Origin of the sequence: Nocardioides daeguensis, from assembly GCF_019192965.1 — a bacterium.
Taxonomy (GTDB): Bacteria; Actinomycetota; Actinomycetes; order Propionibacteriales; family Nocardioidaceae; genus Nocardioides; species Nocardioides daeguensis.
In genome coordinates, this window is record NZ_JAHTKU010000006.1 from 16,782 (window position 1) to 31,862 (window position 15,081).

Genomic DNA, 15,081 nt, shown 5'->3' on the forward strand with positions numbered 1-15,081 from the left:
TCGACGCATGACGCCTGACGCGCCTCACGAGGACTACAAGGGCCGGATCGGCAACCTCATCCGCGACGCCCGCAAGCACCGCGGGCTCACCCAGGCCCAGCTGGCCGACCGGCTCGGGACCAGCCAGAGCGCGATCAACCGGATCGAGAAGGGACACCAGAACCTGTCCCTGGAGATGCTGGCACGGATCGGCGCCGCCCTCGACTCCGAGATCGTCGCGCTGGGCGCCGGACCGACCCACCTGCGGGTCAAGGGTCCGACGACGCTCTCGGGCAGCATCGACGTCAAGACCTCCAAGAACGCCGGCGTCGCGCTGCTCTGCGCGTCCCTGCTCAACCGGGGCCGGACCACGCTGCGCAAGGTCGCCCGGATCGAGGAGGTCAACCGGCTGCTGGAGGTCCTCGACAGCATCGGCGTGCAGACCCGCTGGATCAACGCCGACAACGACCTCGAGATCATCCCGCCCAAGGACCTCGACCTGAGCCGGATCGACGAGGAGGCGGCGCGCCGTACCCGCTCGGTGATCATGTTCCTCGGCCCGCTGCTCCACCGTGCCGACGCCTTCGAGCTGCCGTACGCCGGCGGCTGCAACCTCGGCACCCGGACCGTCGAGCCGCACATGTCGGCGCTGCGCCCCTTCGGCCTCGAGGTGAAGGCGACCGACGGCTGGTACCACGCCCAGCTCAACCGCGCGATCGTCCCCGGGCGCCCGATCGTGCTCACCGAGCGCGGCGACACCGTGACCGAGAACGCGCTGATGGCCGCAGCGCTCCACCCCGGCACCACGGTCATCCGCAACGCGTCGTCCAACTACATGGTCCAGGACCTGTGCTTCTACCTTCAGGCGCTCGGCGTGAGCGTCGAGGGCATCGGGACCACGACGCTGACCGTCACCGGCCGCGAGTCCATCGACGTCGACGTCGACTACTCCCCCAGCGAGGACCCGATCGAGGCGATGTCGCTGCTCGCCGCGGCGATCGTGACCCGCTCCGAGATCACCATCGAGCGCGCCCCGATCGAGTTCCTCGAGATCGAGCTCGCGGTACTGGAGGGGATGGGCTTCCGCTACGACCTGTCCGAGGAGTACCTCGCCGCCAACGGCCACACCCGCCTCGTCGACATCACCACGCACCCCTCCGACCTGGTGGCGCCGGGCGACAAGATCCACCCGATGCCGTTCCCCGGTCTCAACATCGACAACCTGCCGTTCTTCGCGGTGATCGCGGCGGTCGCCGAGGGCACGACCTACCTGCACGACTGGGTCTACGACAACCGGGCGATCTACCTCACCGAGCTCAACAAGCTGGGCGGCCGGGTCACCCTGCTCGATCCCCACCGGGTGCAGATCGACGGTCCGACGTCGTGGACCGGCACCGAGCTGGTCTGCCCGCCGGCGCTGCGTCCGGCGGTCGTCGTCCTGCTCGCGATGTTGGCCAGCAAGGGAACGTCGGTGCTGCGCAGCACCTACGTGATCCACCGCGGGTACGAGGACCTCGCCGAGCGGCTCAGCTCGCTCGGCGCGGACATCGAGACGTTCCGCGACATCTGATGCGGCTCCCGCTGCCGAGCCTGCGAGGCAGCGGATCCAGAGCCCAGGTCGAGTAGCGCCGCTGCCGAGCTTGCGAGGCAGCGACGCGCGTATCGAGACCCAATGAGTGAGGTTTCCAGATGCAGACGCAGCCCTACCTTCCGCGAGGCAAAGTGCTGGCCTTCGCCCACCGCGGCGGCGCCTACCACCCCGAGGTCGAGGGCCTCGAGAACACCCTCGCCGCGTTCCGGCACGCCGCGGGCCTCGGCTACGACTACCTCGAGACCGACGTCCACCTGACCGCGGACGGCGTGCTGCTGGCGTTACACGACGAGGTGCTGGACCGGGTCACCGACCAGCGCGGCGCGGTCCGTGACCTCACCCTGGCCGAGGTACGCCGGGCGCGGATCGGCGGGCGCGAGGAGGTCCCGACCCTGGTCGAGCTGTTGGATGCCTTCCCCGCGGCCCGCTTCAACATCGACCTCAAGGCCGACGAGGCGGTCGACGCGCTGGCCCGGCTGGTCCGCGAGCGCGACCTGTGGGACCGGCTGCTGGTCGCGTCCTTCTCCCGGAAGCGGATCCGCCGGTTCCGCGCGCTGACCGACGGCCGGGTCCCGACCGCGGCCGACCCGTGGCAGATCGTCGCCTTCCGCCTCTCCCCCAGCGCCCGGCTGGCCCGGCTCCTGGCCGGCGGCGGATTCGCGGCCTTCCAGGTCCCGCACCGGCACCGGGGGCTCACCGTCACCACGCCCGGGTTCGTGCGCCGTGCGCACGCCGCGGGCCACCAGGTGCACGTGTGGACCATCGACGACCCCGGCGAGATGGTCACCCTGCTCGACCGCGGTGTCGACGGCCTCTTCACGGACCGGACCGACGTGCTCAAGGATGTCCTCCTGGGACGCGGCCAGTGGTGGTCCGCGCAGGGAGGGACATCAGCATGAACGCATCGGCGCCCATCGCCGACCTGGGACCGCTCAACCGCGCACGGGAGCAGCGGGCCTGGTACTTCACCGACTGGGCCGCCTCCGCGTTCCAGACGACCGTGGCGGGCGTGCTCTTCGCGCCGTACCTGATCTCCGTCGCCGAGAACGCCGTCGGTGAGCACGGCCGGCTCCACGTGCTCGGGCTCTCCATCGCGCCGGGCTCGCTGCCGTCGTACGTCATCACGTTCTCGACCCTGCTCAGCGCCCTCATCTTCCCGATCGTCGGGGCCCTGGCCGACCGCACCGCGCGCAAGCCCGACCTCCTGGTCGGGTTCTCCTGGCTGGGCGCCGTGGCAGCCGGCCTGCTGTTCTTCATGAGCGGTGAGAACTGGCTGTTCGGCAGCATCGCGTTCATGGTCGCCAACCTCGCGGGCGGCGCGGCGATCGTGGTCAGCGACTCGATCCTGCCGTTGATCTCGACCGAGGACGAGCGCGACCGGACCTCGTCGGTCGGCTGGGCCTACGGGTACGCCGGCGGCGGCCTCCTGCTGGCGGTCAACTTCGCCGTGGTCACCTTCCACGACGCGCTCGGCCTCGACAAGGAGCTGGCGGTCCGGCTCTCGCTGCTCTCGGCCGCCGTGTGGTGGGCGGGCTTCATGGTCATCCCGTGGCGGGGCATCCGGCGGCACCAGCCGGTCGCCGTCGAGCAGGTGGCGGGCGGGCTGTTCAGCCGCTCGTTCGGGCAGCTCGGCGCCACCTTGAAGGACCTGCGCAACTACCCGGTGGCGATGACCTTCCTGGTCGCCTACCTGTTCTTCAACGACGGCATCCAGACCGTCATCGCCTCCGCGTCGACCTTCGGCATCGAGGAGCTCGACTTCGAGGAGGGCGCGGTGCTCGGCATCTACCTGCTCGTCCAGTTCGTGGCGATGTTCGGTGCGATCGGGTTCGGCCGGGCGGCCGGCCGATTCGGCGCCAAGAAGGTCATCCTCGCCGGCATCGTCGGCTGGATGGGCATCGTGACCGTTGCGCTCGTCGTCCCGGCGGGACAGCTGATCCCGTTCCTGGTGCTCGGCGTCGCCATCGGCGTGGTGCTCGGCGGCACCCAGGCCCTGGCCCGCTCGTACTTCTCGCTGTTCATCCCGCGCGGCAAGGAGGCCGAGTACTTCAGCCTGTACCACGCCATGGACCGTGGCACCTCGTGGTTCGGCACGCTGACCTTCGGGATCGTCTACCAGCTCACGGACTCCTACCGGCCGGCGATCTTCGCGCTGGTCGCGTTCTTCGTCCTCGGCGGTCTGCTCCTGCTCCGCGTCGACACCGCGCGAGGCATCCGTGAGGCGGGCAACGTCCAGCCCGCCGTGATCTGACGAGCGGTCGCCGGCCCACGGTGGTCTGGGCCGGGGTCCCGACCTCCCGCGTTCCGGATTGGAACCTTTTCGCGCTGGGTAGCGTTGAGGGGATAGACGAAACATGGGAGGTGGAGTCTGATGGCTGAGCGCACACTGCGCGGTGCCCGTTTGGGGGGCCAGTCCTTCGAAGACGAGCGGGGTATCGAGTTCGCCGCCCGGCAGCAGGTCGGCTACAAGTGCCCCCAGGGGCACGAGTTCGAGATCACCATGTCGATCGAGGCCGAGGTCCCCGCGATCTGGGAGTGCCCGCGATGTGGGCTCGAGGCCGAGTCGACCGCCGGCATCGAGCGCGAGGTGAAGGCCGAGAAGCCCCAGCGCACGCACTGGGACATGCTGCTCGAGCGACGTTCGGAGAAGGAGCTCGAGGAGATCCTCACCGAGCGGCTGGAGCTGCTCCGCGGCGGTGAGATCGGCCCGGCGCACCTGCACCGCGCCAACGCCCGCAAGAAGAAGCCCGCGAAGGCCTGATCACTGCTCGTCGATGACCTCGCCCCGGACCACGGTCGGTCCGGGGCGAGTTCCGTTGGTGCGCACCTCGACGCGGCGCACGACCTGACGCCCGGCGTACGACACGAGCAGGCTGCGGAACAGCGGCCGGGTGACGGGCAGGATGAGCAGGATGCCGAGCGCGTCGGTGACGAAGCCCGGGCTGAGCATGAACGCCCCGCCGAGCACGACGAGCGCTCCGTCGGCGAGCTCCTTGTGCGGGAGCCGGCCGGTCTCGACCTGCTCGCGCAGCGCCGACCACGCCCGGCGCCCCTCACGCTTGATCAGCCAGGCACCGAGGATGCTGTCGAGGACGAGGAGCAGGATCGTCCACCAGGGCCCGATGACCTGGCCGACCTGGATGAGCACGACGATCTCGAGGATCGGCATCACCACGAAGGCGAGGAACAGCAGCACCGCTGCCCGCCGGCTCCTCCTGCTCATCTCGTCCTGCCTCTCATCGCGTCGCCTGCAGCTCCCTCGTCGAGGCAGCCTGCGGTCGGCCCTTGATCTGGTTCCAGCGTTGCCGCAACCCCCACCAGGTGATCCGCTTGAGTGACTCGACGGCGACCTGGCCGCTCATCTTCGACTCGCCGCGGATCCGTTCGACGAACTCGATGGGCACCTCGCGCACGACCAGCCCGGCCTGCAGGGTGCGGGTGACCAGGTCGGTCTGGAAGACGTAGCCGGTGGAGCGCACCTCGTCGAGGTGGATCCGCTCCAGGGTCGAGCGGCGGAACAGCCGGTAGCCGGCGGTCGCGTCGCGCACCGTGATGCCGAGCAGCAGCCGGACGTAGAGGTTGCCGCCGCGGGAGAGTGCCTCGCGCTGCCAGGGCCAGTTCACGACCGAGCCGCCGGGGACCCAGCGCGAGCCGATGACGAGGTCGGCGTCCTCCAGGCCCGCCAGGAGCCGCGCGAGCTGCTCGGGCTGGTGGGACCCGTCGGCGTCCATCTCGCCGATGACGTCGTAGCCGGCCTCCAGGGCCCACCTGAAGCCGGCGAGATAGGCCGCGCCGAGGCCGCCCTTCGCGGTGCGGTGCAGGACGTGGACCTGCTGGTCCGCAAGGGCGATCTGGTCGGCGATGGCACCGGTGCCGTCGGGTGAGCCGTCATCGACGACGAGGACGTCGACGAGCGGTTGGGCGGTACGGAGACGTTCGATGATCCACGCGATGTTGCCGGCCTCGTTGTAGGTCGGGACGACCATCACCGTGCGGCCCAAGGTGGAGTGGTGCTCAGACAACGGGTGCCTCACTCGGGGTCGGGGACGGCGCGGGTGGCTCCACGGCGGGATCCACCTGCGCAGGGCCATCGAACTCTTGCCTTCGACGGTACGTCACGGCACCTGACACGAGAGCGCTGAGCGTCAGCAAGGTGAACATCCGTGAGGGCCACGCTCCCAGCCGCATCGCCGGGGTGAGTGCGGTGCTCAGGCCGACCTCCTCCACGAGCACCGACGTGGTCCGCGGCTCCGCGGACGCCACCACGTGGCCGTCGGGAGCGATCACGCCGCTGCGGCCGTTGGTGGAGGCCACGGCCAGCCAGCGGCCGGCCTCGATGGCCCGCAACCGGGTGATCGCGAACTGCTGCTCGATCTGGTGGGTGAAGATGAAGCTGGCGTTGCTGGTCTGCACGGTCAGCAGCTCGGCCCCGTCGCGCACCTGCGGGGGCATGACGTCGTCGTAGGCGACGTCGAAGCAGATCGCGTCGCCGACCCAGACCCCGGCGACCCGCAGCGGCTCGGTGCGGGTCCCGCTCTTCATGTCGCGCGAGATGAGCGCGAGCTGACCGAACTTGGGGTCCCAGATGTCGCGGAAGGGGATGTACTCGCCGTACGGCACCGGGTGGTGCTTGGTGTAGCGATCCCCCGGCCCGGTGCGCGGGTCCCACACGATGCCCTGGTTGAGGACGTGCTTCGGGCCGTCGTCGACGATTCCGCCGACCATGACCGGCACCCCGGCTGCCGCGACCGCCTCCCGGATGCCGGCGTTGACCTGGCCGGGCTCGAACGGGTCGACGGCGGTCGAATTCTCCGGCCACAGCACGAAGTCCGGGTGCGGGAGCCTGCCGGCATCGGCGTCGGCAACCAGCCGGACCGTCGCGTCGACGTGGTTGCGGGTGACCTGCTCGTGGTCCCAGAGGATGTCGTTGCCCGGCCCGGGGACGTCGCCCTGCACGACGGCGACCGTCGTGGAGCCGGTCTCCGGGACGTCGTACGCGACGACGGCGGGGGTCACCAGCAGCGCCAGCACGCCGACCACGGCCGCTGCCGACACCCGGCGGTGCTCACGGGCCAGCGCCGCTTCGGCGAGGCGAGCCAGGCAGAACCCGGAGAGCGCGAGCAGGAAGGACAGACCGGTCATGCCGACGTACGCCACTGCCGGCGCGGCCGGGGTGTCGATCGCGGCGAACGCGAGCCTGCCCCAGGGCATCCCGCTGAACGGCCAGCCGCTGCGCACCGTCTCCATCGTCGTCCAGGCCGCCGCCAACCACAGCGGCCAGGCCGGCAGCCGGCGCAGCAGCGGGACGGCGAGGCCGAGCAGGCCGTAGAAGAGGGCCTCCACCGTCGCCAGAGCGAGCCAGGCGTCCGGCCCGACCGAGTCCTTCATCCAGGCGATGTGGCTGAAGTAGAAGACCACGCCGAAGACCAGGCCGACGAGGCCCGAGCGGCGCACCGTCAGGTCGCGGGTCGCGAAGGCGTAGCAGGCCACGCCGAGCGGGAGCAGCCACGGCAGCGCCACGGGCTCGAAGGACGCGGTCAGCAGCGCACCGCCGACGGCGGCGAGGCCGAAGGCGGGGAGGAGGGGGCGCAGCACCACGGCGAGAGCCTAGACGAGCGGTGGGGGCGTGCTTGCAGGTGTCAGAAGGACCCGAGTCACCTTCGGACCGTCCCGACTCCCGACTGGCTGCCGAAGCACGCGACGTTGTCTAGGGGGACCCGGGTCCTTCCGGCTCGCTCTCGAGGAGCGAACCGACCTCCGCGAACCGTCCCCGTGCGGAGCTGGTGCTACTCCGCCGACATACGGCCACTCGGACGTCGGTCCGCCGGCCACGACCTGCACGAGCGAACGCCTCCGTACTCTGGTGAGGCACGCCGCTCCTGTCAACCGCCCGCTGACCTGCGGTGATCCACGTTCTCGCAGGTCAGGACGGACGGCGTGAGTCGCAAGATCTCGCAAAAAACCTGATTCCGCTCGGCGTGTCGCACGACGACACGCCGGAGGACGGATCCGGGGCGCTCGGAGTCGGGATCAGTGACCGACGGGACGGTTCTCGTAGTACGTCGACAGCACGATGGTCGTGCGGGTCGAGACGTTCGCGGCGGAGCGGATCCGCCCGAGCAGAAGCTCGAGCTCGACGGGCGTCGTCGTGCGGACCTTGAGGAGGTAGGACTCCTCCCCCGCGACCGACCAGCACGACTCGATCTCCGGGATGTCGACCAGGCGCTCCGGGCAGTCGTCGGGCTGCGAGGGGTCGATGGGCCGGATCGCGATGAAGGACGTCAGCGGGATGCCCATCTCCGTGTAGTTGACGGTCGCCCCGTAGCCGAGGATCAGGCCGCGCTGCTCGAGGCGCTTGACCCGTTGGTGCACCGCCGAGGTGGACAGGCCCGTGGCCCGCCCGAGGTCGGTGTAGGACATCCGGCCGTCCTTCGCCAGGAGCTCCAGGATCTGCCGGTCCGTCGCCTCGACCGCTGGATTGCTCGTCTGACTCACATCACGCAGCCTAATAGGCTGCGCCGTGATGACTGAGCGCCTTCTACTCCTCGATACGGCCAGCCTGTACTTCCGGGCCTACTTCGGCTCCCCGGAGATCCTCGCTCCGGACGGGACCAACGTGAACGCGGTGCGCGGGTTGTTGGGCTACGTCGCCCAGCTGACCGAGCAGTACCAGCCCACGCACCTGGCCTGCTGCTGGGACGACGACTGGCGCCCGCAGTGGCGCGTCGACCTGATCCCGACGTACAAGGCCCACCGGGTCGTCGAGGAGGTCGTAGGAGCGCCGGACGTGGAGGAGGTGCCCGACCCGCTCGAGGCCCAGGTGCCGCTGATCCGCGAGGTGCTCGCCGCCTTCGGCATCGCCGTCGTCGGCGCGCCCGGCTACGAGGCCGACGACGTCATCGGCACCCTGGCCACCGGGGCCGGGATGCCGGTCGACGTGGTCACCGGCGACCGCGACCTGTTCCAGCTGGTCGACGACGCCGCCAGCGTCCGCGTGCTGTACGTCGGCAAGGGCGTCGGGCGCCACGAGCGGGTCGACGAGGCGTGGGTGCTCGACAAGTACGGCGTGCGCGCCGACCAGTACGCCGACTTCGCCACGCTGCGCGGCGACGCCTCCGACGGCCTGCCCGGCGTCAAGGGCGTCGGCGAGAAGACCGCAGCCAGCATGCTGCAGAAGTACGGCGACCTGGCCGGCATCCTCGCCGCGGTCGACGACCCGGCGAGCGACCTCGGTCCCGGCCCGCGAGCGAAGATCCGCGACGCTGCGGCCTACCTCGCCGTCGCTCCGCGGGTGGTCGCGGTCGCGCGGGACATCGATCTGCCGCGCGAGGGCCTCGCCCTCCCCACCGCTCCAGTGGACCCCGACGGGCTGGCCGCGCTGGTCGAGCGGTGGTCGCTGGCCTCGCCCGTCGAGCGGCTGACCGGCGTGCTGGGGTCGCTGGCTGCGAGCTGATCCGATGCGGTTTGGTCCCAAACCGCATGCGACACGCCGACGAAGCATGCGGTTTGGGACCAAACCGCATCATCGCGGCAGGGCACCGGGTCCGACGGCGCCGGGCTACCCCGTCGCCACGATCCCGCGCCGCAGCAGCTTGACCAGCTGCCGCGCCGTGTCCCGCACCGGCGTACCGGCGGCCGCGTCGGCGATCTGGCCCGCGAAGTCGATGAGCTGCTTCATCTGGCGCACGAAGTCTCCGGCGGTCTGGTCGTTGCGGGTGATGATCTCGTCGAGCTCCTGGCCCTCGGCCCAGCGCCAGGCCGTCCACGCGAAGCCGGCGTCCGGCTTGCGCAGGAAGTCGAGCCGGTGGTCGCGTTCGAGCCGCTCCAGCTCACCCCACAGCCGCGTCATCGCCTCGATGGTCAACGCGATGACACCGCCCGGCGTGCTCGGCGGGCCGTCCTCGGGGCGACGTGCCTCGTAGACCAGGGCGGAGAGGACCGCGCCGAGCTGGGAGGGCGTGAGGTCGTCCCACAGCCCGGTGCGCAGCGACTCGGCGGCGACCAGGTCGAGCTCGGAGTAGATCCGCATCAGACCGCGGCCGCGCTCGGTGACCTCGTCGTCGCGGAGGTAGTCGAGGGCCTCGAGGACCTCGCACACGCGGTCGAAGGTCCGCGCGACGGTGTTGGTGCGACGCTCGATCCGCTGCGAGAGCAGGTCCGTGTCCTTCTGCAGCTTCGCGTGCCGCTCCGCCCAACGCGCGTGGTCCTCGCGCTCGGCACAGCCGTGGCAGGGGTGCTCGCGGACCTGGGCGCGCAGCGCCTGGATCTGGCGCGCGACGTCCTCGTCGACCGGTCCGCGCTCGGTCCGCGGACGGGTGACCGACAGCGGCAGCGAGCGCACGGCCTCGCGGACCTGCTGGGCGATGTCCTTGCGCTGGTGGGGATTGCGGGTGTCCACCCGCTTCGGCAGCCTGATCCGGGCCACCGGCTCCACCGGGGTCGGGAAGTCCATCATCGCCAACCGCCGGCCCTGCCGCTCGGCCGTGATGACGAGCGGCCGGTGTCCCTGCTCGGACAGGCCCGGGTCGACGACGACCGCCGGGCCGGCGAACTTGCCGACGGGCACCACGATCACGTCGCCGGGCTTGAGCTTCTCGAGGGACGTGAGCGCCTCGCCGCGGCGGTCCTGCCGGCGTACCTTGCTCGACTCCTTCTCCAGCTCGGAGATGCGGCGGCGCAGGCCGGCGTACTCCATGAAGTCGCCGAGGTGGCACTGCGCGGCCTCGGCGTACCCGGAAAGCGCGTCCTCGGCCTTGCGCAGCTGCCGCGCCAGCCCCACGACGGCGCGATCGGCCTGGAACTGGGCGAAGGACTGCTCCAGCAGCTCGCGGGCCTGGTGGCGGCCGTAGGAGTGCACCAGGTTGACCGCCATGTTGTACGACGGCCGGAAGCTGCTGCGCAGCGGGTAGGTGCGCGTCGAGGCGAGGCCCGCCAGCTCGCGGGGGTTCATCCCGGGCTGCCACAGGACGACCGCGTGACCTTCGACGTCGAGACCACGGCGGCCGGCCCGGCCGGTGAGCTGGGTGTACTCCCCCGGCGTGATGTCGGCGTGCGTCTCGCCGTTCCACTTGCTCAGCTTCTCCAGCACCACGGTGCGCGCGGGCATGTTGATGCCCAGCGCCAGGGTCTCGGTCGCGAACACGATCTTGACCAGGCCGCGCAGGTAGAGCTCCTCGACGCACTCCTTGAACGCGGGCAGCATGCCGGCGTGGTGGGCGGCGATGCCGCGGGACGCGGCGTCGAGGAAGTCGTGGTAGCCGAGCACGTGGAGGTCGGCCGACGGCAGTGCGCCGAGGGTGCTCTCGACGTACCTGATCACCTCGTCGCGCTCCTCGGGCGAGGTGAGCCGCAGATTGGCGTCGAGGCACTGTTGGACGGCCGCGTCGCAGCCGGCACGGCTGAAGATGAAGTCGATGGCCGGGAGCAGGTTGTCGCGCCGCAGCCTCTCGACCACGTCGAGCCGTCCGGGGATCCAGATCCGGCGGCCGTTGCCGACGTTGCGGCTGCCGGGGCCGCCCTGACGGGTGCCCTTGGGCGTGCGGTGGCCCTTGAGCCGGGTGGAGGCCCAGTCGTCGCGGGCCAGCTTCATCAGCTCGTCGTTGACCGGCGCCCCCTCGCGGACGAAGCCGGCGGCCGCGTCGACGTCGGTCGACGCGAACAGGTCGAGGAGGCGACGCCCCACCATCACGTGCTGGAACAGCGGCACCGGCCGGCGCTCGGCGACGATGGTGCGCGTCGCGCCCCGCACCGTCTCCAGCCACTCGCCGAACTCCTCGGCGTTGGACACCGTGGCCGACAGCGAGATCACCGACACCGACTCGGGCAGGTGGATGATGACCTCCTCCCACACGGCGCCGCGGGAGCGGTCGGCGAGGTAGTGCACCTCGTCCATCACGACGAAGCCGAGGCCGACCAGGGTCCGGGAGCGCGCGTAGAGCATGTTGCGCAGCACCTCGGTCGTCATCACGACCACCGGCGCCTCGCCGTTGATGGTGGTGTCGCCGGTCAACAGGCCGACCCGGTCGACGCCGTACCGCTCGACGAGGTCGTGGTACTTCTGGTTCGACAAGGCCTTGATCGGCGTCGTGTAGAAGCACTTGCGCTCGGTCTCGAGGGCGAGGTGGACCGCGAACTCGCCGACCACGGTCTTGCCGGCGCCGGTCGGCGCGGCGACGAGCACGCCGTCGCCGTCCTCGACCGCCTTGCAGCCCTCGACCTGGAAGTCGTCGAGCGGGAAGTCGTAGCCGGCCGCGAAGTCACGGAAGACCGGGTGGCCCTTGTCCTTGCGGTACGCCGCATAGCGCTGCGCCGGGCTGAGGTCGTCGTCGTGCTCGCTCATGCCATCACCTGGAGGGCTCCGGGGACCGACTCGACGGTCAGCGGCAGCGGCCCGAAGCGCTCGCCGTCGGCGTACCCGACGATGCCGGAGCTCGCGACGCTCACCCGGCGCACCCGGTGACGCTCGTACTGCGGATGGGTCACGTGACTCCCGTCGAACAGCTTCGGATAGGTACGGATCAGCTCACGACGGGTCAGCGGCTTGACCACCACGACGTCGAGCAGACCGTCGTCGAGCTCGGCGCCGTGGGTGATCCGGAGCCCGCCGCCGAAGGACGGACCGTTGCCGACCGCCACGAGGGTCGCCTCGACCTGTCGTTCCACCCCGTCGAGCTCGAGGACGTAGCGCAGCGGCCGGAGCACCGGGAGCTCGGCGAGGGTCGCCAGGTTGTAGCGCATCTGCCCCTTGGGCCAGCGCATCCGGTTGGCGCGCTCGTTGACGACCGCGTCGAAGCCGGCAGCCAGGACGCACCCGAAGTAGCGGCCACCGACCCGGGCCAGGTCGACGGTGCGCGCGGTGCCGTGGATGACCCGGGCAGCTGCCGCGGGTCCGTCGCGCAGCGGGAGGTCGAGGGAGCGGGCGAAGTCGTTGCCGGTGCCGGCGGCCAGGATCCCGAGTGGGACGCCGGTGCCCGCCACCGCCTGCAGGCCGAGGTTGACCATCCCGTCGCCCCCACACACGACGAGCGCGTCGGGCTCCTCGGCCGCCGCCGCCCGCGCCAGGTCCAGGGCCTCGTCGGCGTCGCGGCCGGTCAGCGATGTCGTGCGCCACCCGGCACCGTGGAAGCGTGGCAGTGCCTCGTAGCGCATCCGCGCGCCCCGGCCCTTGCCCGAGGTCGGGTTGGTCAGGACGATCGCGCGGGGCACGGGTGAAGGCTAGCGCCGGGTCACAGCTCGAGCGGGCTGGCCTCGTCGGGCGACAGTCCCGCGTTGATCGCCTTGCGGTCACGGCGGCGGTCGTTGAAGCGGGCGATCACCTCGGAGATGAAGAACAAGATGACCATCGGAACCGCCATGAAGGTCATCGTGAACGGGTCACCGGACGGCGTCGCGATCGCCGCGAAGATGAACGAGCCCACCACGATCCACGGTCGCGCCGCGCCGAGCTGCTTGCCCTTGACGACGCCGGCCATGTTGAGCAGGACGACGAACACGGGGATCTCGAAGGCGATGCCGAAGACCAGCAGGGTGCGGGTGAAGAAGCTCAGGTAGTCGTTGAACTCGACCAGGTTGGTGAGGTCGGCCTGGGTGAAGCCGATCAGGATCTCCAGGCCCTTGGGCAGCGTGAGGTAGCCCAGCGCGATGCCGCCGATGAACAGCGGTCCGGCGACGAGCGCGAACAGGATGGTCCAGCGCTTCTCGTTGGAGTGCAGGCCGGGCAGCACGAACGCCCAGATCTGGTAGAGCCAGAACGGGCTGGTGCCGATCACCGCCGCCAGGCCGCACAGCTTGAGGTAGAGCAGGAAGCCGCCGGCGACGCCGCTGGTGGTGGCGATGGTCCGGTCGTGGCCGAGCGCCTCCCGAGCCTGCTGGTAGGGCTCGTTGACGATGGAGAAGATCGGGTCGAAGAAGAACAGCGCCACCACGAAGGCGAGGAGCAGCACGAACGCGGCCTTCAGGACGCGGGCGCGCAGTTCCCGCAGGTGGTCGGACAGCGCCATCCGGCCGTCGTCGCCGACGGCATGGACGGGCTTTCCGATGAAGAGCTTGAGGAAACCCGTGAACGCCAAGGGTCAGGCGTTGTTCTCGCGACGGTCCTCGACGATCTCGCCCTCGGCCACGTCGTCGAGCCGAACGTCGTCGGCGGCGTTCAGCTCGCCCGTCGACGTGGTGGGCTTCTTCTTGTCGTCGTCGTCGCGCAGGCCCTTGGTCTCGGCCTTGAAGATCCGCAGCGCCTGGCCCGTGCCGCGAGCGAGGTCGGGCAGCTTGGCGGCGCCGAAGACCAGCACCACGATCGCCAGGATGACGAGCCACTCGGCGCCCTGGGGCATTCCGATCAGGGGAAACATCGGCGGGGACCAACTCTCGATCGTCGGGTTCTGCGAACGAGGTCCATGCTACGCCCTCGTCACCGGTACAGCCTGAGGGTCTCCTGTGCCCTGGTGGTGAAAGTTCCCGTGAATTCCACGGGTCGGACCACCGTCGCGTGCGGGGCCAGCCGCAGCAGCAGCCTGGTCAGCCACCGCCGGTCGACCACCACCAGGTCGACGTCGGCCGAGCCGTCGTCGTGGGCTCGCACGTCGCGCACCGGGTAGTAGTCGGTCGCCCACCGGGCCGGTGGCTCGAGCCGCAGGGTCACGACGGTGGCGTCCGGGGCGAGGTCGTCGGCGAACAGGCCGTCGCTGAGGTCCCGTGGTGGTCTGGCGGGCGTCGCCCGGGGCGAGGCGAGGAGCTCGGCCTTGGTGATCCGGTCGAGCCGGAACAGCCGGTCCCCATCGGCGCGGTGGCAGTGGGCGTCGAGGTAGGAGAACACGCCGTGGCTGACCACGCCGTACGGATCCACCACCCGCTCGGACTCCTCGTCGCGCGAGGGCACGAAGTAGAGCAGCCGCAGCTGGCGCCCCCCGGCGACGGCCTCGTCCACCAGGGCGGTGAGCTGGGCGGCGACGACCTGCTGGGCGTCCCTCGGCGACGGCGTGACCTCGACGTGCGGCGCCCCGGCCGCCGCCTCGAGCTTGGCGAGCACCCGGTCGACCAGCTCAGGGCTGGCGTCGGGGGAACTGGTGTCGGCGGAGCTGGAGTCGCGGAGCATCCGGAGAGCGACGATCATCGCCGACGCCTCGGTCGCACTCAGCCGCAGCGGACGGGCGAGGTAGTCGGCGTTCTCCACCCGGATGACGCCCTCGGTGACCGGGCTGCCCTCCTCGGTGACGATCGCGTCGAGGTCCACGTCGATCAGGTCGTCGGGCAGCCCACCCGGCAGCCCGCACATGAACAGCACCTTCAGGTCCTGCACCACCTGCTTCGGCGTGGTCCCCAACAGCTGGGCAGCCTCCTCCAGCCGGACCCCGTCGCGGTGGTGCAGGAACGGGACCAGGGTCAGCAGCCGAGCGACCTGGTCGCGCGCCCCTGGCGCCGGCGTCCGGCTCATCTGAGGGCTCCCCGAGGTTGGGGGGTGGGGGCGAAACCCCCGGCGGGCGCGCCGGGGGGTGGGGGGGTGGGGCCACCACCCC

General features: G+C 70.8%; 14 protein-coding genes. 5 read left to right on the forward strand and 9 right to left on the reverse strand.

The features are described 5' to 3' along the window. Nucleotides 1-7: 7 nt before the first annotated feature. The 4 genes from KU893_RS05765 (at nt 8) to KU893_RS05780 (ending at nt 4,331) form a co-directional block, all read left to right on the forward strand. Nucleotides 8-1,549, forward strand: a complete 1,542-nt coding sequence (locus KU893_RS05765) for a UDP-N-acetylglucosamine 1-carboxyvinyltransferase (protein WP_218233404.1) — start codon at nt 8-10, stop codon at nt 1,547-1,549. A 119-nt stretch (nt 1,550-1,668) separates the two neighbouring features. Beyond that, nucleotides 1,669-2,469, forward strand: coding sequence for a glycerophosphodiester phosphodiesterase family protein (locus KU893_RS05770; RefSeq protein ID WP_218233405.1), 801 nt, complete (start codon nt 1,669-1,671; stop codon nt 2,467-2,469). Next, nucleotides 2,466-3,821 (forward strand): MFS transporter, encoded by a 1,356-nt coding sequence (locus KU893_RS05775; RefSeq protein ID WP_218233406.1) that lies wholly within the window; start codon nt 2,466-2,468, stop codon nt 3,819-3,821. The genes KU893_RS05770 and KU893_RS05775 overlap by 4 nt, the downstream gene beginning before the upstream one ends. A 120-nt stretch (nt 3,822-3,941) precedes the next feature. Beyond that, nucleotides 3,942-4,331: an RNA polymerase-binding protein RbpA gene (locus KU893_RS05780; protein ID WP_179726105.1), complete on the forward strand. Its 390-nt coding sequence runs from the start codon at nt 3,942-3,944 to the stop codon at nt 4,329-4,331. Here the strand turns inward: KU893_RS05780 and KU893_RS05785 are convergent, their stop codons facing one another. The 4 genes from KU893_RS05785 to KU893_RS05800 all read right to left on the reverse strand — a co-directional run bounded on the left by KU893_RS05785 (nt 4,332) and on the right by KU893_RS05800 (nt 8,065). Further along, nucleotides 4,332-4,793 (reverse strand): FxsA family protein, encoded by a 462-nt coding sequence (locus KU893_RS05785; RefSeq protein ID WP_218233407.1) that lies wholly within the window; start codon nt 4,791-4,793, stop codon nt 4,332-4,334. 13 nt (nt 4,794-4,806) lie between these two features. Continuing rightward, on the reverse strand, nt 4,807-5,556 hold the full coding sequence (locus tag KU893_RS05790) for a polyprenol monophosphomannose synthase (protein ID WP_246592053.1): 750 nt from the start codon (nt 5,554-5,556) through the stop codon (nt 4,807-4,809). Nucleotides 5,557-5,584: 28 nt separating this feature from the next. Then, entirely contained in the window at nt 5,585-7,168 is a 1,584-nt protein-coding gene (gene lnt / locus KU893_RS05795) for an apolipoprotein N-acyltransferase (protein WP_218233409.1), read from the reverse strand. A gap of 432 nt (nt 7,169-7,600) precedes the next feature. Continuing rightward, nucleotides 7,601-8,065, reverse strand: a complete 465-nt coding sequence (locus tag KU893_RS05800; RefSeq protein WP_257441516.1) for an Lrp/AsnC family transcriptional regulator — start codon at nt 8,063-8,065, stop codon at nt 7,601-7,603. A 28-nt stretch (nt 8,066-8,093) separates the two neighbouring features. Between KU893_RS05800 and KU893_RS05805 the strand changes: the two genes are divergently transcribed. Continuing rightward, nucleotides 8,094-9,023: a 5'-3' exonuclease gene (locus KU893_RS05805; protein ID WP_218233410.1), complete on the forward strand. Its 930-nt coding sequence runs from the start codon at nt 8,094-8,096 to the stop codon at nt 9,021-9,023. Nucleotides 9,024-9,128: 105 nt separating this feature from the next. Here KU893_RS05805 and KU893_RS05810 read toward each other — a convergent pair whose 3' ends face one another. The 5 genes from KU893_RS05810 to KU893_RS05830 are packed head-to-tail and all read right to left on the reverse strand — an operon-like array spanning nt 9,129 to nt 14,999. Continuing rightward, nucleotides 9,129-11,909 carry a DEAD/DEAH box helicase gene (locus KU893_RS05810; RefSeq protein WP_218233411.1) on the reverse strand — a complete coding sequence of 927 codons (2,781 nt, stop codon included), beginning with the start codon at nt 11,907-11,909 and terminating at the stop codon, nt 9,129-9,131. Next, complete coding sequence (locus KU893_RS05815; protein WP_218233412.1) at nt 11,906-12,775, reverse strand: diacylglycerol kinase; 870 nt, start codon at nt 12,773-12,775, stop codon at nt 11,906-11,908. Before KU893_RS05815 ends, KU893_RS05810 begins: the two co-directional genes overlap by 4 nt. Before the next feature lie 20 nt (nt 12,776-12,795). After that, entirely contained in the window at nt 12,796-13,638 is an 843-nt protein-coding gene (tatC, locus tag KU893_RS05820) for a twin-arginine translocase subunit TatC (RefSeq protein ID WP_246592047.1), read from the reverse strand. 3 nt (nt 13,639-13,641) lie between these two features. After that, a complete protein-coding gene (gene tatA, locus KU893_RS23150) occupies nt 13,642-13,917 on the reverse strand; it encodes a twin-arginine translocase TatA/TatE family subunit (protein ID WP_281426630.1) in 276 nt (91 codons plus the stop codon). 59 nt (nt 13,918-13,976) lie between these two features. Then, nucleotides 13,977-14,999, reverse strand: coding sequence for a helix-turn-helix transcriptional regulator (locus tag KU893_RS05830; RefSeq protein WP_218233413.1), 1,023 nt, complete (start codon nt 14,997-14,999; stop codon nt 13,977-13,979). Nucleotides 15,000-15,081 lie beyond the last annotated feature (82 nt).